This window comes from Eudoraea sp., assembly GCF_039969275.1.
GTDB lineage: Bacteria > Bacteroidota > Bacteroidia > Flavobacteriales > Flavobacteriaceae > Eudoraea.
On sequence record NZ_JBDVOC010000017.1, the window covers coordinates 332,211 to 353,119 of the forward strand.

Consider the following 20,909-nt stretch of genomic DNA (forward strand, 5'->3'; position numbering starts at 1 on the left):
AACCAATGAAAAATAGACAACAGATTAGGATAATATATACTTCTTTATTTGCATTTTTTCTTGTGGTTTGTACTTATCCCCAGGACACTATTTTGCCACTTTGGCCGGCAGATGCTGTTCCGAACCGAATTGAATCTAATGAACAGGAGATACTGGAGAAGGGCGCTATTCAAAAAATAAGTTATGTTCAAAACCCTCAAATAGAGGTGTATTTACCGTCTGAAGCCAATAGTACGGGCAAAGCAATGTTAATTTTCCCGGGAGGAGGGTACCATATTCTTGCTTATGACTGGGAAGGGAGTGATATTGCCAAATTTTTGAATTCAAAAGGAATTGCAGGGATAGTCGTAAAGTACAGATTACCGGTCTCAAAATCTTTAGTAAATAATCAGTTTGTTCCTTTGCAGGATGCACAAAGGGCCATGAGGCTTGTACGGTATATGGCAAAAACCTGGAATATTGATGATAAAAAAATAGGAATTATTGGATTTTCTGCTGGTGGGCATCTTGCGTCCACGCTTGGAACCCATTTTGAGGATGAGGTATATAATTATGTAGACGGGGCCGATTTATTAAGTGCCCGTCCCGATTTCATGGCATTGGTTTATCCCGTTATTTCCTTTTCTGATTCTTCAGTACATATTGGATCTAAGAAGGCCCTTTTGGGTGATGAACCGGATAGTGAGAGTATTATATACTTTTCAAATGAACTTCAGGTTTCAGAGAATACACCTCCAACAATTCTGTTCCATGCAGCAGACGACAAGGCTGTGCCGCCGGAGAACAGTCTTTTATTTTTTCAGGCTCTAAATCAAAAAGGAGTACCGGCTGAACTTCATATTTATCCGGAAGGCGGGCATGGCTTCTCATTAGCTACGAAGAACCCGGGTCTTAGTAAGTGGACCCAGCATCTGCATGAATGGTCGCTACAATTTTAGTATAACTGAATTTTATCAAATAAACTGGTTAGGATGGGGATGTTCGTATGGACTGCGATAAGGTCTTTGCAACAGTTTTGTCGCCTCTAAATCATCTACAATTACCAGATTTTTCCGATCATAAATCAAAGGTCTTTTAACTTCCATAGACAAATTTGCAAGAATACAACTGGCTGTCGAAATGTGACCATCCAAAATGTCCGAACGGAGTTTTGTGCCTTTATCTATAGCTGACAGAAAATCGAGCATATGCAACCTCGTGGCCGGTGCGGCATTAAGTTCTATGTTCTTTTCCGTTAAATCTTCGGGATATTGCTCTTTTTCGTACACCACATCCATGTGCAGGGGTTTACCATCTCCGTATGGAACAAAATCATATTGCATTGTACTCCCTGAAAGTGTTCCTTTTTCCCCAAATAGTTTAAATGACCAGGGGTATTCAGGATCATCCGGAGTGCCCCAGCTTCTATGTTGCCAGATGCAATTGAGATTATCATATTCGAAAATAGCGGACTGTGTATCTGCAATATTGGATTTACCGTCCTTTTGAACATAAATACCTCCCGTAGAACTTATGCGGTTAGGCCAATCCAGAGCCAGCATCCATCTAACGGTATCCAGCATATGAACACACATATCACCCATGATACCATTGCCATATTCCATAAATGTACGCCACCATCTTTTATGAGGGATCCCATCATAGGGCCTCAGAGGTGCAGGCCCGGTCCACATTTCGTAGTCTAGAAAATCAGGAACTTTCTCAAGAGGAGGATTGCCATTTGCGCGCATATGGAAATAACAACACATCTCAACATGAGATATTTTACCAAGCATCCCGGTGTCAACTATATTCTTTTTGGCATGGATTAAGTGAGGAGTACTTTTACGCTGTGTTCCAACCTGTACAACTCTATTATATTTTCTTGCGGCTGCTACCATAGCCTCTCCTTCAATAACATCAACGCTGATCGGCTTTTGAACATAAACATGAGCCCCCGCCTTTAACGCATCAATGCATTGGAGCGCATGCCAATGGTCCGGTGAACCAATTAACACAATTTCCAAACCTTCTTTTGCGAGCATTTCCCGGTAATCCGAGTATGTTTTGGGCATTTTACCGGATTTTTGTCGTTGTGATACCAGCTTAGCCGTATCTGCTGTAAAATTACTGTCAACATCACAGATTGAGATAACTTCAACATTTGCAACCTGAATAAGTTTATAGAGATCGCTGCTTCCATACCATCCTGCCCCAATAAGTCCCACGCGCCATGGCTTATCCCTGTACATAAGTTCAAACCCATAGGTTCCAAAAGATGATAATACGGCCGCTGCTGTAGCGCCTTTAAGAAAGTTTCTCCGGTTGATGTAGAATGTTTTGGATTCCATTTGTTTATTGTCAATAGTTATATTTAGTTGGTAAGATTATCTAAATATACCGAAAAATATTTTTCCTATATTTTTGAACATTTAAGAATCTGGAGTTTATTATCGAGATCCTTTACAAAAAATAAATAGAGCTCCCCGCCTTCCTTTATTTTATATTTCTTTCTAATATCAGCAACCGATATAGGGAAGTTGCGAATAGTAATATTAGCCTTTGGAACATTCAGAGCGGCTATTGATTTTTTACTGTAGGGATAAGTAGTAAGTATTCTAAAAACTCTCCCTGGAAATTTCACTTCTTTTTCAGAGGTGTACAAATGGGTATGCTCGTGTAGCTTTTTTAAATGGAATTTGTTTCCAAGGATCTTAAATGCTCCAGCCTTCAGAATGGCAGTATTAGGTTCATACAGGAAGTCTAGGGGCTTGGCGTAATCAGATTTAGTTGTATTTTCAATTGAGCGTTTAAAAACAAAAACCTCATCCTGTGTATTTTTAATATTGATAGTTTTTATTAAAGGATCTTGTGTATTGTCGTCCTTAATGATCCATAGTAATTCCTTAACATCATTATTCACTGCAACTACATGGATCTCCTCAACATTTTTTAATTCTTTGATTCCAACAGTTATGTCCAAGAGGGGAGAGGTCTTAAGGAGGATGGATTTTGATTTTTCCAGAAGCAGATCCAGATGTTTTGTGATATCCGGAGAACAATCTGATAATTTAAATACTTTACCCTTGGTTTTATCTCTTCTGGATGGATCTGCATAAATCCAATCGAAACTTTTATCAGACTTTTTTAAATATTCAATTCCATCAACATTTATAACATTAATATTGAGTGCTCGAAGAATGTTTAAATTATGAGCGGCAATTTCTGATAATTCCCGACTAATTTCACATAGAATAACCCGGGGTATCTTTTGACTAAAAAAATAACTGTCCACACCAAAGCCACCAGTAAGATCCAGGAGAGATTTTCCATTGACAAAACCAGCTTTATACAAGGCTGTTTTTTCTGAGGAGGTTTGCTCAATATTTAACTTTGGAGGGTAGTATATATTTTCTGAATTGTACCAGGTCGGGAGTTTATCAGCACACTTTTTTTTGCTTTCTATCTGTTGTGCTAGATCTTTTGAAGAAACATTATCAAAATTTGTCTTTTTCAACAATACTGACATGATGTCAGTATTTAAATTATTATTTATATAACTCTGTACACCAGTTTTTAAGATATCTTTATTCAAAGTATAACTATAAATTTTTGGTCAAGGACTTTACGATCTTATTATCGGCAAAAAACTCCTTTAAAATCACCTTTATTACGGTATATCCGGGTACTGCGATGACCATTCCCGTGATACCAAAAAGAAGCCCGCCAATAATAATAACAAGAAATATTTCAAGCGGGTGCGATTTTACACTATTGGAAAAAATAAACGGTTGAGAGAAAAAGTTATCCACCAGTTGTCCTATTGCAAAACCTATCATTACAAAAATGGTTTTAGGCAGAATTACGGTGCTGAAGTCTGCACCTAAGTTACTCGTCATAGTTAACAAGGCCATTAAAAATCCGCTAATAATAGGTCCGATGTATGGGATGAGATTTAAAAGTGCGCATAGAAATGCTATAACTACCGGATTTTCAATTCCGAAAATTAAAAGAACCGCAGTATAGATTACAAAAAGTATCGAAATTTGAAGAACCAATCCCCCAAAGTAACGCGATAAAAGAAGTTTTATAGTATAAATTGATTTTTTAAGCTTGGCCTCTTTTTCATCTGGAACCAATGCCATTAAATTATCCTGAAGTAGTTTGCTGTCTTTTAGGTAGAAAAAAGCAATAAAGATAACCGAAAATAGCCCAATACTTATGCTTCCCAACAGACCAACGACAGAGTTTAAAAACTCTGGAATTACTCCAAAATTAATCCTGGAAAATAGTTTGGATTCGCGAAGTTGCACTTTAAGGTCAACTGTGGTAATTCCAAAATATGTAGTAACCTCATTGTAAAGATTTTCAAGATTTTGCTGTAAGGCCTCAATATTTAGCAAAGAAAGATTCTGCCCCTGCTTTATTAACAAGGGGATGAACAATAAAATAATCCCAATTATTAGACCTAAAAATGTTACCATAGTTAATATTACCGCAAGGGTATTATTCATTTTTAATCTATTTCTTAGGAATACAACTATAGGTCTTCCTAAGAGTGATATAACAAGCGCTATGGTAATGTAAATCAGTACTATATTAATTTTAAAAAGGAAATAGCAAACAAGTAGAATTGCCGTAATAATTCCTACAGCCCTAAGTATTCCATCAGAAATCATCTTTGAATTCATAGTTTAATTTTTGAATGCATAATGTATAATATTAGCGCCCATCTGTAAGGCTTTAAGCCGTATTTGTTCTGAATCGTTGTGCACTTCGGGATCTTCCCATCCATCACCCAGGTCCGACTCATAGGTAAACAATAATACCAATCTATTTTCATGAAAAATACCCAAAGCCTGTGGTCTTTTGCCATCATGTTCATGAATCTTTGGTAAGCCCTTAGGAAATTCATACTGCGTTGTAAAAATTGCATGGTCTGCACCAATCTCGACGAGTTCTTGATCAGGAAAAACTTTGTTTAGTTCTTTTCTCAAATAGGGCTCCATTCCGTAATTATCGTCAATATGAACAAATCCCCCGGAAAGAAGATAGGTTCTTAAATTATCAGCTTCATCCTGAGAAAAGAAAACGTTGCCATGACCTGTCATATGTAAAAAAGGATACTGAAAAATTTCTGGGTTGCCCACTTCCACGGTTTGAGGTCTTTGCTCAATTTCTGTATCTATATTTTCGTTGCAAAACCTGATAAGGTTCGGCAATGCCGTTGGATTAGCATACCAGTCACCACCGCCATTGTATTTTAGAATTGCGATTTCCTGTGAATTAACATTGAGTATCCACAAAATTGTCAAAAACAGGGGAAGTATTTTCATAGAAAAGATTCGGATCTAATAGGCCTAAAGATAATTAAATAGCGATTAAAAAGTTGCTTTCCAAAATTTTATTACATCTTAATCAATTGAATAATTAGACTGCAAATTCCCGGAAAAGTCTAATCGCGGTATTTTTTAATCAAAGACTTTTTGAAGTTTATGACCCACTATTTATTAATGCTACCGCGGTACAAGCTACTATGGCAGCTGTTTCAGTTCTTAAACGGGCTTCACCTAAGGAAATTGACAAAAAATTGTTTTCATAGGCTTCTTTTATCTCCTTCTGAGAAAAATCCCCTTCGGGTCCAATCAATATAGTTACATCCTTATCAGCAAGGATGCAGCGTTTAAGGTCCAGTTTCTCTTCTTCTTCGCAATGTGCAATAAATAGCAGTTCCTTATGATCCTGAGAGAGAAATTCTGAGTATGAAACCGGATTATTTATTTTAGGCAGGTAGGTTCGAAGTGATTGTTTCATAGCGGACTGAACTACTTTTTGAAGTCTCTCCATTTTAAGTATTTTGCGTTCAGAATGATGGCACAGGATTGGTGTAATTTCATGAACCCCAATTTCTGTCGCTTTTTCAAGAAACCATTCATATCGTTCAGCGCTTTTTGTAGGAGCAACGGCCAGGTGGAGCCGGAACATTTTAGGGTTTCTCTTTTGTGTTGAAATAATGGCTGCTTTGCACATATTCATATCTGCAGCTAGAATTTTTGCGGTAAATAATACCCCTCTGCCATTGGTAATATAAAGTTCGTCTCCTTCTTTTTTTCGCAAGACTTTTACAATATGTTTGCTTTCTTCTTTATTAAAAGAAAACTGATTGGCGCTATTATCAAGTGAGGGATTATAGAAAAGTTGCATAATAAAATTGAAAAATTAGTTATTTGCCAGTTAATTCATTTTTGACGAATTCTTTTCATTGCCAAATCCGTTTCGCCTCTTCAAAAAAACTAAACCTAATTGAGTTATATTTAAATAACATATCTGGCCTTTGCAGCAATACGTTCATCGCTAAAGACCCCGTCAATATACTTTAAATAGCCAACAATACCAATCATTGCCGCATTATCCGTGCAGTATTCAAATTTTGGAATGTATGTACTCCATCCGTATTTAACCTCACTTTCTCGTAACGCCTTTCTTATTCCAGAATTAGCAGAAACACCACCTGCTATCGCTATTTCTTTTATCCCGGTTTGCGTTGAAGCCTTCTTTAGTTTGTCCATCAAAATACGAATAATTGTACTTTGAATCGAGGCACATATGTCATTCAAATTCTGTTCAACAAAATTTGGATTTTTACGAGTTTCTCTTTGAATAAAGTATAAGATGCTGGTTTTTAAACCACTAAAGCTAAAGTTTAAGTCTTTTACTTTTGGTTTTGGAAAAGGAAAAGCCGAAGGATCTCCTTTTGCGGCGTACTTGTCAATTAATGGCCCTCCGGGATAAGGTAAGCCTAGAATTTTTGCACTCTTATCAAATGCCTCTCCAACCGCATCATCAAGGGTTTCTCCAAGGATTTCCATATCAAAATAATTATTGACCAAAACTATCTGAGTGTGTCCACCACTGATGGTTAAAGCTAAAAATGGAAAGGGGGGCACTTTTTTATCTTCTTCTTTTATAAAATGCGCTAAAATGTGTGCCTGCATATGATTAACCTCTATTAATGGTACCTTGAGACCCAATGAAAGTGATTTGGCAAATGAAGTCCCCACCAGTAAAGAACCTAATAGTCCAGGTCCGCGCGTAAATGCTATGGCCGATACTAGTTTTTTGTCGATATTTGCTTTGGCTAACGCTTGGTGTACTACCGGAACAATATTTTGCTGGTGTGCTCTTGATGCAAGTTCCGGAACAACACCTCCGTATGCCTCATGAATTTTTTGCGTGGCTACCACGTTACTAAGCGTCTTGTCATTGTGCATAACAGCGGCCGATGTATCATCACAGGATGATTCTATAGCCAGAATATATATATTTTGTTTATGACTCATGCTTTGGAACAAAAATTGGTAGTACAAAGGTAAAACATAATCGCCCTATCAAAAAACTGAGAAAAATACTCGTTAGAACGCTTCTAGTCTTCCTGATGACTTGCGTTTTGGGCACTATAATTCTTTCTCTGCCAGGCGTACAGACCAGGCTTGCGCGTTACGCTACTGAGACTTTAAACAATGAATTTGGCACCAATATTAATGTTGACCGACTTAGAATTTCTCTAATTTCATGGGACACTGCCTTAAAGGATGTTTATGTGGAAGACTACAAGCAGGACACTCTAATTTACATTCGGGAGCTATCCACGTCCATATTAAGCGTACGAAATCTCATAAATGGGAAATTACAATTTGGTGATATAGATATAGAAGGACTGCTTTTTAATCTTAAAACTTATAAAGGAGAAAACGACAATAATCTCGGTGTTTTTGTTGACAAGTTAGACGACAAAAAACCCCGTGACCCGAACACGCCTCCTTTTTATTTTTCTTCATCAGATGTTCAAATAGAAAATAGTACATTCCGGTTAACAGATATGAATAAGGAAAAAGTTGAGGTATTAAACTTCAGGAACCTTGACATAGATGCCCGTGATTTTCAAATTTTAGGACCCGAAGTTAGTATCGTTATTGAAAACTTATCACTAAAAAGTAATTTGGGTATCGATGTTAAAAAGCTGGCTACAAGTTTTAAATACACCAAGCAACAAATGACATTTGATTCCCTGCAAATTCAAACTCCCAAATCTAATATAGTTGGCAATCTGGTATTTAATTATAAAAGGGAAGACCTCGCACAATTTATAGACAAGGTAAATTTAAATGCAGATTTCATCGATTCCTCAGTTGCCTTAGATGAGATTAATATGTTGTATGACCAATTCGGTTCAGAAAAATTAGTGAATTTTTCAGCGAATGTGAATGGGGTATTAAATGATTTGAATGTAGAAAGCTTATTTCTACAATCAGATAATACAGGGATTAGAGGGGATTTTAATTTTAAAAATATAATCTCAAAAGAAGGGCCTTTTGAGCTCAATGCACAGATAAAGAACATTACTACCAGCTATTATGAGCTAAGGTCCTTATTACCTAAAATATTGGGTAAATCTCTTCCTTCTATTTTTCAGAGGTTAGGACAGTTTACGGTAAGGGGTGAAACATTCATTACAACCAAATCAATAGAAACCCGGGCAAATCTGAACACAGCCATAGGAAGAAGTTATGTAGATCTTACCCTTTCAGAAATCAACAATATAGACAATGCCAGTTATAAAGGATTCGTATCCTTAATTGATTTTGATTTGGGACGTTTTACCGAAAATAAAAGTTTAGGAAAAACAACTATAGACGTTAATGTTGAAGGTAAAGGTTTTGTAAGCAAGAATCTGAATACTGAAGTTTTTGGGCAGGTGTATAATGTTAATTTCAACAGCTATGATTATAAAGACATCAAGATTTCCGGGATCCTAAAAGATCAGTTGTTCGATGGGTCTTTAATCAGTAATGATGAGAACTTAAAGTTTAGATTTAAAGGGCTGGCAGATTTCAGCGCAGATAAAAGTAGTTTCAATTTTAATGCTTTGGTGGATTATGCAGATCTGAAAATATTAAATTTTATAGATGATAGTGTGTCTGTATTTAAGGGTAATGTAACTATGGACATCACAGGAAGTTCCTTTCAAAGTATTGAGGGAGATATAAAGTTTTCCCAAACAAATTATCAGAATAAAAATAGCACTTATTACTTTGAAGACTTCAAAATTGAATCCACATTTTCTGAAGATTCTACAAGGGTTATAGAAATAAATTCTCCTGATATAATTACAGGATATATGAGGGGTAAATTTAAAGTAAGGGAGCTTGGTCGACTGGTGCGAAATTCAATAGGGAGTATTTATACAAACTACAAACCATATGAAATTTCAGGAGGGCAGGAAATGGCCTTTAATTTTAAGATTTATAATAAAATCGTTGAAGTTTTTTTTCCAGAGGTTGCCTTTGGCCCAAATACTTTTATCAAAGGTAATATTATCGCAGATGAGGGGGATTTTAAACTAAATTTCAAATCGCCTTATATTTCTGCCTATGGTAATGAATTAGATAGTATTGATTTTAGGATTGATAATAAAAACCCACTTTTTAATACCTATCTGGCTGTTCAGGATCTTTCAACTCGATATTATGATGTTAAAGATTTTAACCTGATTAATACCACATTGAATGATACGCTGTTCTTTAGAACGGAATTTAAAGGAGGTAGTGAGTATAACGATAGTTACAACTTAAATTTTTACCACACTTTCAATCAGGATAATAAATCAGTAATTGGTTTAAAAAAATCTGACGTAAGTTTTAAGGGTAATACATGGGTTCTGAATCGTGAAAGCAATAGCAAAAACAAGGTAATTTTAAATAGTACCCTGGATAGTATTACTATTGAAGAAATAGTAATGAACAACGATAACAGGGAACAAATTAGGCTAAGAGGGCAACTTGCAGACTCTACGTTCAAAGATTTGGAACTTCAGTTTAAAATTGTTTCCCTAAATAAAATTACCCCGGCTATAGATAGCTTAAAGCTCAAAGGTGAGATAAATGGTACCTTAAACGTACTTCAAAAAGACAATATTTACTTGCCGGTTTGCAATTTGGATATATCTGAATTTGGAATAAACGAAATAGATCTCGGGAATCTTTCCATTGGTGTTGTTGGTAATCGTGACCTTACCGAATTTTCCGTAAATTCTCAAATTAAGGAAAACGGGCTTGAAAAATTTGGGGTATTTGGCAAGGTTACCAGAGATCAGGAAATACCTCAGGCAGATCTGGTGGCTACATTCAGTAATTTTAATATGGAACCTTTTAGTCCTTTGGGAAAGGATATTATTTCCAATATTCGAGGAATGCTTAATGGCAATGCTCAAATAAAGGGAGATATTAGGAATCCTGATATTGACGGACTTTTAACTATGAATAATGCAGGGATATCTGTGCCCTATCTCAACGTAGATTATGATTTTGGAGCTAACTCTGTGGTTAAATTAAATGATCAGACTTTCAATTTTCAGAATATCACGCTTACGGATGTTGCTTTGAATACCGAGGCGATTCTGGATGGTACAATAGAGCATAATTTCTTTAAGAAATGGAATTTTGATTTAGACATAAATACCAGTGGGGATAGATTTTTAATACTAAATACAGAATTTGAAGAAGAAATACTCTACTATGGAACCGGATTTGTTAGTGGCAGGGGACGAATATTTGGACCGTCCAATGCCCTGAACATTAATTTTGAAGGTTCAACAGCCAGGGGAACATCTTTAAAAATTCCCATAAGTGATGTCACTTCCGTAGGGGATTACTCTTTTATCACATTTATTAATAAAAATGAAGATGAAACTATTGACCTCGAGCGTCAAATCAAAGAATACTATGGTTTAGAATTAAAATTTGATTTGGATGTAACCCCTGATGCGGAGGTAGAGATCGTAGTTGATCCCAAAACCGGAAGTTCTTTAAAAGGAACAGGAGCAGGCCTGGTTTATATTGAGATTAATACCAACGGCAAGTTTAATATGTGGGGTGATTTTGTAGTCGTTACAGGAGAGTATAATTACAAGTTTGGAGGAATTATTGATCGTGCTTTTAATGTTAAACCTGGGGGTAGTATTGTTTGGGATGGTTCGCCCCTGGAGGCAACTTTAGACATGGAAGCAGTTTATTCCTTGAATGCAAACCCGGCTCCCTTGCTTGATAATGCAGGATATAGCAGGCGAATCCCTACTGATGTGGTTATTAGGCTTACGGATCAGTTAGAGCGACCAACTATTGATTTAAATATTGAATTTCCAGGGACGAGTTCTACCGTAAAATCTGAATTGGAATACAGGCTCCAGGATCCGACTATAGAAGAACGAAATGCATTTTTTCTGTTAGCCCAGGGGACCTTCGTTAGTGAAGGATCAGGAATAAACCAGCAAGCAGTTACAGGCAATTTAATTCAAACGGCCTCCGGCTTATTAAATCAGGTTCTTGATGATGGTGATGATAAGTTTGATTTTGGGGTTACTTACGAGCAAGGTTATTTGGATCCCAATGATATTTCTACCGAAGACAGAATAGGTGTCACAGTATCTACTCAGATAAGTGACAAAGTTTTATTTAATGGTAGGTTCGGGGTTCCTGTGGGAGGGGTAAGTGAAACTGTGGTTGCCGGTGATGTGGAAATACAGGTTTTATTAAATGAAGAAGGGACTCTGCGAGCCAAGATCTTTAATCGCGAAAACGAAATACAACAGTTTTTGTCAGAACAGCAAGGATATACACAAGGGGTTGGTATTTCTTACGAGGTAGATTTCAATAGTTTTAAGGAACTTATGCAAAAGATCTTTAAAAAGAAGAATGTTGAAACAGAGGAGCCACAGGTGTCGGCAACTCCTGATGCGGTTATGGGGAAGGATAGTTTAATAAAATTTTATCCGAAGACGAATGTTCCAAAATGATGATTGGTCCATTTTAGCGAAATATATAAAACATACTAAAAAGAAGCACCCCGGTTTTCCGGGGTGCTTCTTAATAGTTATATTTAATGCTATAATTAAATATAAGTAGACAAATTTAAAATATTAAAAATCAAGCAATTGTAATTTTATCATCTAAATACACATTTTGGATTGCATTTAAAAGTTCTACACCGTCTGCCATTGGTTTTTGGAAAGCTTTTCGCCCTGATATTAACCCCATACCTCCTGCACGTTTGTTAATCACTGCGGTTTTAACGGCCTGAGCCAAATCATTATCGCCGGAAGATCCACCGGAATTTATTAATCCCGCCCTGCCCATAAGACAATTCATTACCTGGTATCGGGTAAGATCAATTGGGTGATCTGTGGTTAATTCAGAATATACTTTCTCGTGCGTTTTGGCAAAATTTATTGCTTTAAAACCTCCGTTATTTTCAGCCTGTTTTTGTTTTACTATATCAGCCTGGATTGTGGAAGCCAAATGATTGGCCTGACCGGTTACGTCCGCAGAAACGTGATAATCTTTATCGTCTTTTTTAAAACCAGGATTACGAAGGTATGCCCATAAGACTGTTACCATACCTAGTTCATGAGCATATTCAAAAGCTTCGGTAACTTCCTGAATTTGTCTGGTACTCTCTTCAGAGCCGTAATATATTGTTGCTCCAACGGCAACGCAACCCATTTCAAAAGCCTGATTCACACTTGCAAACATTATCTGATCAAACTTATTGGGATAGGTAAGTAATTCATTATGGTTCAATTTAAGGAGAAATGGAATCTTATGTGCGTACTTTCTTGAAACGGAACCAAGGACACCAAGAGTAGAAGCAACAGCATTACAACCGCCTTCTATAGCAAGTTCAACAATCTTCTCAGGATCAAAATAAATGGGATTTGGTGCAAACGACGCACCCGCTGTGTGTTCAATACCTTGATCCACGGGAAGAATAGATACATATCCTGTACCACCCATTCGTCCGTTATTAAAAAGAGTTTGCATATTGCGAAGTACGACAGGATTTCTGTCTGAAGTTGTCATAACACGATCCACGAAATCAGGACCGGGTAGATGTAGATGTTCTTTTTTTACCGTGTTACACTTGTGATCTAACAGGTAACCAGCTTCTTTGCCTAAAATATTTTCAATGTTAAATGACATAATAATACTGTTTTCAATCGTCATATAAAGATACGCTGATAAAGGCGTTTTTAAGGTCGATTTCAGAGATTTTTTTTGAAAATGTTAATAAGATTATCACCATAATTTAGTACTTTAACCATCCTAGTTTTTTAGTGATTTTGAAATGAAAATTTAATAAAAAAATATTATGGCAAAAATTAAGAAGACCAAAGGCACTATCGGCATCTTAACCGGGGGTGGAGATGTACCCGGCCTTAACCCGGCAATCAGAGCCGTTACTTTCAGAGCAATACGTGAAGGATATAGAGTGATTGGTTTTAGAAGAGGGTGGGGAGGATTAATAGATATTGTAAGAGACGGTAAGCACGACAACAGCAATAACTTTATGGAGCTTTCCCAGATAGTAGTGAACAAAGCAGCAAGAACCGGTGGAACTTTTCTTCATACTTCCAGGACAAGGGCAAGCCATGTATCCAACCTAATAGTTCCAGCTCATTTAAGAGATACCTATAATAAGGAGATCAATGATCTTACACCAGAAGTGATCAAAAATCTCGATTGGTTAGGTGTAGACTATCTGATTGCTATTGGAGGAGACGATACGCTCAGCTATGCCGTTCATTTGTTCAAACAAGGAGTTAAGGTAATGGCCATTCCTAAAACCATGGATAATGATGTTCCGGGAACAGATTATTGTATTGGTTTCAGCACATGTGTTACGAGAACTATTAGTCTTACAAATAGTCTTCGGACGGCAGCAGGATCTCATGAACGTTTTCTGGTACTGGAAGTATTTGGACGTTATGCCGGATTTACCGCTATGTTGCCTACTTTGGCAGGAGCAGCTAATAGATGTCTGATACCCGAAGTACCTTTTGATATAGAACTACTGGCAGAGTTACTTACAGAGGACAGGAATAGAAATCCGAGTAACTATTCCATTGTACTTATTTCCGAAGGGGCCACTTTTAAAGGTGGTGAAATGAAGTTTGAGGGTATGGAAAAAGATGCCTTTGGCCATGCGAAGTTGGGTGGTATTGGTGATGAAGTCTCTCTTGCGTTAAAAAAAATATCCCCTAAATATAATAAGGGAAATCGCGTAAATGTAATCAATCAGAAACTCGGATACATGGTACGTTGCGGCGACCCTGATTTTATTGATTCTGTAGTGCCCACAGCCTATGGAAATCTTGCGCTCGATTTAATACTTAAAGGGATTGATGGCCGAATGGTGGTATTGAAAAATGGACGATATGATCATGTGCCAATTGAGGTTGTTACAGAAACTAAAAAGTTCGTTAACGTGGATAAATTCTATAACCGCCCAAAACTCCATCCATTTTATAAAAACTTTGAAATGCTGCCCTTATTTATCATGACTAATGACTAATTACAAGCAATCACTTAAATAAAAATAGATCCTTAATTAGTTGATTGAACATAACTTTTTTGAGATGATTTGTTATTTTATTTGCAAATGACATTTGTCTGGTTTAATATGTCTATTTTTTTACAGCTTTTAATGGGCTAAAGACATCCGTAAATAGGTTTTTTTTGCCTTAGAAATAAAGAAATTTATTACTATAACGATTTAGGTGCTGTCAAGTGTTAAATAAAGGGTTTGTCTAATTCTTTTTCTGCAATAAGTTTAGTAATTTTGCAATTCTAAATTTTTTAATGAATTCACAAATCAAAAAAATTGCGGTCTTTACTTCTGGGGGTGATTCTCCAGGGATGAACGCAGCTATAAGATCCGTAGTACGTACATGTGCATATTTTAAGAAAGATTGTATTGGGATCTATCGAGGGTATGAAGGGATGATAGAAGGCGATTTTCTTCCAATGAATGCCCGCAGTGTAAATAATATTATTAATAAAGGAGGTACTGTCCTTAAATCTGCCAGATGTGATGAGTTTAGGACGCCTGAAGGGCGTAAAAAAGCGTATGATCAACTGGTTGCAAATAATATTGATGCATTTGTGGTTATTGGTGGGGACGGAAGCTTTACAGGTGCACTTGCTTTTTATGAAGAGTACAAAATGCCTTTTATTGGTATTCCCGGAACTATAGATAATGATATTTTTGGAACAACATACACCCTTGGTTATGATACTGCACTGAATACTGTTGTAGAAGCAATTGATAAGATCAGGGATACGGCTAGTTCGCATCACCGACTTTTCTTTGTTGAGGTTATGGGTAGAGATGTAGGCCACATAGCCCTCAATTCCGGAGTAGGTGCCGGTGCAGAAGAGATACTTATTCCTGAAGAGAATTTGGGTTTAGAGAGGCTGTTAGATTCCTTAACTCGGAGTAAAGCCAGGGGAAAATCATCTAGTATTGTAGTAGTTGCAGAAGGTGATAGAACAACCGGAAAAAATGTTTACGAACTAAAAGAATTCGTGGAAAAAAACCTTCCTGTTTACGATGTTCGGGTTTGTGTTCTTGGCCATATGCAACGAGGCGGTGCACCTTCTTGTTTTGATAGGGTACTTGCCAGTAGAATGGGAGTAAAATCTGTTGAAGCCCTGTTAGAAGGAAAAACAAATTTAATGGCCGGCATTGTTGATAATAAAATTACATTTACCCCTGTAAGTGAGGCCATAAAGGGAAAATCAAAAATTGATAAGGAACTCATAAGGGTTTCTGATATAATGACTATATAGTTTTAATCTTAAACAATAAAAAATGTCAACACTAAAAATTGGAATAAACGGATTTGGGAGAATTGGTAGACTTGTTTTCAGAGAATCAGTAAAAAGAGATAATATAGAGGTTGTTGCTATCAACGATTTGTTAGCTGTGGAGCACCTTGCATATCTGTTGGAATATGATTCGGTGCATGGCCGTTTTGATGGTTCTGTTGCAGTAAAAGATGGCAACTTGATCGTTAATGGCAAAACCATTAGAATTACAGGTGAAAAGGATCCAAAAATTTTAAAATGGGACGAAGTAGGAGCAGAATATGTTGCTGAATGCACCGGTATTTTTACAACTCTGGAAACTGCGCAATACCATATTGACGGTGGAGCTAAAAAAGTAGTTATCTCTGCACCATCAAAAGACGCCCCCATGTTTGTAATGGGCGTGAATCATAAAGATCTAAAAGCTTCAGACAAAATAGTATCTAATGCTTCCTGTACTACTAATTGTCTGGCTCCAATAGCCAAAGTGTTAAATGATAATTATGGGATAGCAGAGGCTTTAATGACTACCGTACATGCCACTACAGCAACTCAGTTTACCGTAGACGGTCCTTCACGAAAAGATTTCAGAGGTGGTAGAAGTGCCTTGTTAAATATTATTCCTGCGTCCACCGGAGCTGCAAAAGCAGTAACTAAAGTTATTCCTTCTTTAGAGGGTAAACTTACCGGGATGGCTTTAAGGGTGCCAACGGCAGATGTTTCTGTTGTTGATTTAACTGTACGCCTGGAAAAGGAAACTTCTTATGAGGATATTAAAAAGACATTTAAAGCGGCATCTGAAGGTGAACTTAAGGGTATTTTAGGTTATACAGATGAAGCCGTGGTCTCACAAGATTTTATTGGTGACGCCCGTACAAGTATTTTTGATGCAGGTGCCGGAATTGAGTTAAATTCTAAATTTTTTAAAGTAATCTCCTGGTATGACAATGAAGCAGGCTATTCAAACAAACTATTAGATCTGGCTGAATATTTGCATACATTGTAATAAATTGAATTTTATTAATAAGAATCCTCGAAAAAAGCAAATCTTTGCTTATTTTGAGGATTCTTTATTAATGCCTGTTTTATGATTTTAATTGTTGATAGTGGAGCTACTAAGTCTGATTGGATTGCCTTGGACGATAAAGGGAAGGAGTTATTTTTTACTCAAACTTTGGGACTTAGTCCTGAAGTCTTAACTCGGGAGGTCATTGAAGACAGGCTGGCCAATAATTTTGAGCTGTCTAAAAACAAAGATAAAGTTAAGCGACTTTATTTTTATGGTGCCGGTTGTGGTACAGCTAGAATGAAGAAATTTCTCAAGACTATTTTCAAATCATATTTCCCAAATGCCAAGGCAGAAGTTAAGGAAGATACTTTTGCCGCTATCTATTCCACAACAAAAATTGGCCATCAGGGAATTGTTTGCATTTTAGGTACGGGTTCTAATTGTAGCTATTATGACGGTCACCAATTGTTTCAAAAAGTCACCTCTCTGGGCTATATTCCAATGGATGACGGGAGTGGAAATTTCTTTGGGAGGAAATTAATTCGGGATTACTATTTTCATAAAATGCCACAGGACCTGGGAATTAAATTTGATAAAGAGTATGACCTTGATGCCGATGTAATTAAGGAAAATCTTTACAAGCAGCCAAATCCGAATACCTACCTCGCTACATTCGCCAGATTCCTGATTGAGAATAAGCAGCATCCCTATTGCAAGGGGGTTATAGACAAAGGCATTCAGCAATTTGTAAATAATTACATAATGCAATTTGAATTAGCTACCAAAGTGCCAGTTAATTTTGTGGGGAGTATTGCCCATTTCCTTAAAGATGAATTAACAGCCGTACTAGAAAGAAATGATTTGATTGTGGGTGTTATTCGTCAAAGACCAATTGAAGGGCTGGTAGAATTTCACAAAGAGACTATCTGACGGCGATCATTGAAATCTCCACATTTACAAATTTTGGAAGATTTGAGACTTCAACGGTCTCTCTGGCAGGCGCTGATTCAGTGCTAAAAAATGTGCCATAAACTTCATTAATCTGCGAAAAGCAATTCATATCCTTAACAAAGATCGTGGCTTTAACCACCTGTTCAAAAGACATATCGGCAGCTTCCAGTATCGCACTTAGATTTTCCATACATTGAAGCGTTTCCTTCTTTATATTACCTTCAACGAGTTTGGCGCTTGACGGATCCAGAGGAATTTGTCCGGAAATATATAGGGTATTACCGATCAAAACAGCCTGGTTATAAGGACCAATAGGGGCAGGGGCATTAGGAGTATTTATGATTTTTTTCATGCTTTTGAATTTACCTTTAGACAGTTAAGCTAATTAAAAAATAGATCAGTATAAACCGGAATGCTGTTTTTTTCTTTTTGATATTACCTGGGAGGAGGCTGACTTCTATTTTCAAATTTAAGATCCTTAAGAATAGAGCTTTTAATTCCAATAAAAAAGTACCATCTTTCAAAATCACCAAACGGGGTCCAGTCAAAATTCAATTTAAAACTTTTTAAGTCGCGCCTAAAGCGCAGCTGGGTAACTGTAAACCCTTTTCTCACAAAATCATAACCCGATGACACCCCTACGTCCCATCCGGGGGAAAGTGTAATATTTCCTGAAAACATGAGAGAATTGTTCGAAATTTCATTTTGTCTGTTACTATTACTATAGGTAACAGCATATTGCAGGCGAAGATCCCATTCTATTTTATTCTCATATATCGGATTTTCCACTTTGCTTTCGTCTCGATCGTCAAATCTGCTTTCGTCAAAATTATTTGCCTTCCCGAAAAGATCATCAGTCCTACCACCACTGGCTGCAACGTAGGCATCACCTTCTGTCGGATATTCCTCCCGGTCTTTGCTTGGTTGAAAATCTTTACTGTTTAAAGAATAACTTATATTGGCCCTCGCAGAGGTAAGTCTTAGCAAACTTCCTCCATTATTAATATTAAACGTATTTATACGTCTGCCATTATTGTCAATTGCATAAGGATCCAGATTGGCACCAAAGTTAATAGACATTTTGTTATCAAGAATATTGGTGCCTCCTGTTAGAGCCAATGGACTTAAATTAAGAGAATCTGCCTGAAAATTATAACCTGTAGATAAATTAAAACTATTTAGCCACATCACCTTTTTTGGTTCTAGAGCTGTGGAATCTTTATCACGAACTTTAGCTTCAAGTGTATTGGCAAGAGAAAAACTCAAAGCACTGGACTTACCATTCCGGGGTGTCCCATACAGGGTGTTTTGAAAACGGGTATACTCAATAGTGTCTCCGGTAATTCCATTTATATACTCGTCATAATATTGATCAAACGAAGGTGCCCAACCGTAACTTACCGAAGGTCTCATTATATGACGGATAGCTTGTATCTTTTTATCTTCACCTCGGCTAAATGTACCATATACCGTTGTTCCAATGCTGCTGTTAAGACTGTATTGATTGAACCGATCAAATCCCTTTATTGTATCGGTGACAACTTCCTGAGTTTCTGAATCAAAACGTTGATTAAATGTTTGCAAAGTCCAAACGTCTTCATAAGTACCCCCTACACTCATACTTAAATATTTGGCGACTTTAAAGTTTGTACTTATAGGTATCCGATTTCTGGCACCAACCTGGGCGTCATCAAACATTTTTGAGGATCCAAAATCTTCACTGGTGGTTGTTATGCTGTTACGGGCATTAAGATCATATTGAAAATTAATATTCTGTAATGCCCCCTTTTTTATACCACCCTCTTTAGCAAACGGAAAAATTCGTTCCAAACTGGCCTGCAATGTTGGAAGCGTAAGATTTACTGCATCTGTATTTGTATTTTGATTGTGTGTAGCTGTTAAACTCAGATTTACTGAGGGATAGGCCGGGAAAGTCCTGGAATAGGAAACAGATGATGACAGATTATTGATTTGTGTATTAGGTAGATTTTGCTGCAGTAGAGAGTTTCTGTAGTACTGGCTACTACCCAGGTTAACAGATGCCGACAATCTGGAGTTAGGATTAGCTTTTGAATCCTGGGAATGTGCTATCTGAATATTGTAAATGGTACCACGACTGTAATCATCAAATCCTTTTTGACTTGTCACCTGATTTTCATATCTAAAATTAAAATTACCCCTGTACTTATAACGCTTGGAATAAACAGATTGTGCTCTGAAACCCCAACTCCCGTTGGTATACAGGTCACCGGTAAGTGTGAGGTCTACATAATCATTAATAGGGACATAGTAACCCAGGTTTTGCAAAAAATACCCCCTGTCCGGATCATTTCCAAAAGTAGGCATCATGACTCCGGCAGTTCTTCCAGAAGTCAATGGAAAATATGCAAAAGGCAATGCAATAGGGGTAGGTACATCTGAAATATATAAATTACTGAATCCTGCTATAACCTTCTTTTTAGGAACAAATTTTGCCTTTCTAACACGAATATAATAATCAGGATTTACACTGTCTTTAGCTGTGGTAAGTTTCCCTTCACTTAAAAAGTATACTGAATCATTTTCCTTTTTAGTAATCGACGCATAAACCTTCATGGCGTCCGAACCAAGTTGCCCTAAACCTGCCTGTTGTTCTGTTCTGGAATTCCAAATCAGGGCTTTTTGTGTGTCAAAATTAAATCGAATTGAATCTGGAATTACCACATTTTCTCCTTGTTTAAAATAAGGGATTTGGGAATAATTACCCAGTGAATCTTTAATACGTCCGGCATATACTTCATTTTTTATGTAATCCATGATTATTATGCCGGCTTTTAATTCTGTATCCTGATAATAAATTTCAGCTTCATTATACAGGTAAATTTTTTGATCTTTTTGACTTAATTTAACATAATCCTTTGCCTTATACTTAATTTTATCCGATAGTATTCCTTGTTTGCCCGCAATTGAATCGGTCTGGGTAGAATCTGTCAAAACCGTGTCTAAAACTACAGGAGCAGGCATTAAAGGTGCAGAAATGGTATCTCCCACAGCTTTAATGGGTAAAGGCCTTATCAGATCTTCCTGCGCAGAGAGCTGAATAACGCCAATGATAAGCAGTAATAAGAAAAGTAGAGAATGTTTGTTTGATTGCAAAGCGATAAATCCTATTTTTGTAACGGTAAGGCTTCGTTTTTGGTAGTCAAACTTACATATATTTTTTGGTCTGCTTGTAGGACATTACAATAAATTTAACCATAGTAAATGCTTGTAAAATCCTTTTAGCAGAT

Annotated in this window: 15 protein-coding genes; 6 read left to right on the top strand and 9 right to left on the bottom strand. The window is 36.9% G+C overall.

Features of this window, described 5'->3' with window-relative positions; all coding sequences use genetic code 11:
- The first annotated feature begins 5 nt into the window (after nucleotides 1-5).
- Nucleotides 6-938: an alpha/beta hydrolase gene (locus ABJH90_RS17000; protein WP_348140238.1), complete on the top strand. Its 933-nt coding sequence runs from the start codon at nucleotides 6-8 to the stop codon at nucleotides 936-938.
- A 15-nt stretch (nucleotides 939-953) separates the two neighbouring features.
- On the opposite strand, the gene ABJH90_RS17005 is transcribed toward ABJH90_RS17000, so the two are convergent.
- The 6 genes from ABJH90_RS17005 to tsaD form a co-directional block, all read right to left on the bottom strand.
- Complete coding sequence (locus ABJH90_RS17005; protein ID WP_348140240.1) at nucleotides 954-2,330, bottom strand: Gfo/Idh/MocA family oxidoreductase; 1,377 nt, start codon at nucleotides 2,328-2,330, stop codon at nucleotides 954-956.
- Nucleotides 2,331-2,395: 65 nt separating this feature from the next.
- Nucleotides 2,396-3,508: a class I SAM-dependent methyltransferase gene (locus ABJH90_RS17010; RefSeq protein WP_348140242.1), complete on the bottom strand. Its 1,113-nt coding sequence runs from the start codon at nucleotides 3,506-3,508 to the stop codon at nucleotides 2,396-2,398.
- A gap of 73 nt (nucleotides 3,509-3,581) precedes the next feature.
- Entirely contained in the window at nucleotides 3,582-4,670 is a 1,089-nt protein-coding gene (locus ABJH90_RS17015) for an AI-2E family transporter (protein WP_348140244.1), read from the bottom strand.
- Between the two features lie 3 nt (nucleotides 4,671-4,673).
- Complete coding sequence (locus ABJH90_RS17020; protein WP_348140246.1) at nucleotides 4,674-5,315, bottom strand: DUF4159 domain-containing protein; 642 nt, start codon at nucleotides 5,313-5,315, stop codon at nucleotides 4,674-4,676.
- Nucleotides 5,316-5,472: 157 nt separating this feature from the next.
- Nucleotides 5,473-6,183 carry a 16S rRNA (uracil(1498)-N(3))-methyltransferase gene (locus ABJH90_RS17025; RefSeq protein ID WP_348140248.1) on the bottom strand — a complete coding sequence of 237 codons (711 nt, stop codon included), beginning with the start codon at nucleotides 6,181-6,183 and terminating at the stop codon, nucleotides 5,473-5,475.
- 110 nt (nucleotides 6,184-6,293) lie between these two features.
- Nucleotides 6,294-7,319, bottom strand: a complete 1,026-nt coding sequence (tsaD, locus tag ABJH90_RS17030; RefSeq protein ID WP_348140250.1) for a tRNA (adenosine(37)-N6)-threonylcarbamoyltransferase complex transferase subunit TsaD — start codon at nucleotides 7,317-7,319, stop codon at nucleotides 6,294-6,296.
- Between the two features lie 95 nt (nucleotides 7,320-7,414).
- Here tsaD and ABJH90_RS17035 point away from each other — a divergent pair, with 95 nt between their 5' ends.
- Nucleotides 7,415-11,830, top strand: coding sequence for a translocation/assembly module TamB domain-containing protein (locus ABJH90_RS17035; protein WP_348140252.1), 4,416 nt, complete (start codon nucleotides 7,415-7,417; stop codon nucleotides 11,828-11,830).
- Nucleotides 11,831-11,960: 130 nt separating this feature from the next.
- Here the strand turns inward: ABJH90_RS17035 and ABJH90_RS17040 are convergent, their stop codons facing one another.
- Entirely contained in the window at nucleotides 11,961-13,013 is a 1,053-nt protein-coding gene (locus tag ABJH90_RS17040) for a class I fructose-bisphosphate aldolase (RefSeq protein WP_348140254.1), read from the bottom strand.
- A 169-nt stretch (nucleotides 13,014-13,182) separates the two neighbouring features.
- Between ABJH90_RS17040 and ABJH90_RS17045 the strand changes: the two genes are divergently transcribed.
- From ABJH90_RS17045 to ABJH90_RS17060, 4 genes are all read left to right on the top strand, one after another.
- Nucleotides 13,183-14,385, top strand: coding sequence for a 6-phosphofructokinase (locus tag ABJH90_RS17045; RefSeq protein WP_348140256.1), 1,203 nt, complete (start codon nucleotides 13,183-13,185; stop codon nucleotides 14,383-14,385).
- A 287-nt stretch (nucleotides 14,386-14,672) separates the two neighbouring features.
- A complete protein-coding gene (gene pfkA / locus ABJH90_RS17050; protein WP_348140259.1) occupies nucleotides 14,673-15,662 on the top strand; it encodes a 6-phosphofructokinase in 990 nt (329 codons plus the stop codon).
- A gap of 22 nt (nucleotides 15,663-15,684) precedes the next feature.
- Nucleotides 15,685-16,686: a type I glyceraldehyde-3-phosphate dehydrogenase gene (gap, locus tag ABJH90_RS17055; protein WP_348140261.1), complete on the top strand. Its 1,002-nt coding sequence runs from the start codon at nucleotides 15,685-15,687 to the stop codon at nucleotides 16,684-16,686.
- A gap of 81 nt (nucleotides 16,687-16,767) precedes the next feature.
- Nucleotides 16,768-17,619 carry an N-acetylglucosamine kinase gene (locus tag ABJH90_RS17060; RefSeq protein WP_348140263.1) on the top strand — a complete coding sequence of 284 codons (852 nt, stop codon included), beginning with the start codon at nucleotides 16,768-16,770 and terminating at the stop codon, nucleotides 17,617-17,619.
- Here ABJH90_RS17060 and ABJH90_RS17065 read toward each other — a convergent pair.
- Nucleotides 17,612-17,992: a RidA family protein gene (locus ABJH90_RS17065; protein ID WP_348140265.1), complete on the bottom strand. Its 381-nt coding sequence runs from the start codon at nucleotides 17,990-17,992 to the stop codon at nucleotides 17,612-17,614. The two genes, ABJH90_RS17060 and ABJH90_RS17065, sit on opposite strands and share 8 nt — an antisense overlap.
- 83 nt (nucleotides 17,993-18,075) lie before the next feature.
- Nucleotides 18,076-20,775, bottom strand: coding sequence for a putative LPS assembly protein LptD (locus ABJH90_RS17070; protein ID WP_348140267.1), 2,700 nt, complete (start codon nucleotides 20,773-20,775; stop codon nucleotides 18,076-18,078).
- Between the last annotated feature and the right edge of the window lie 134 nt (nucleotides 20,776-20,909).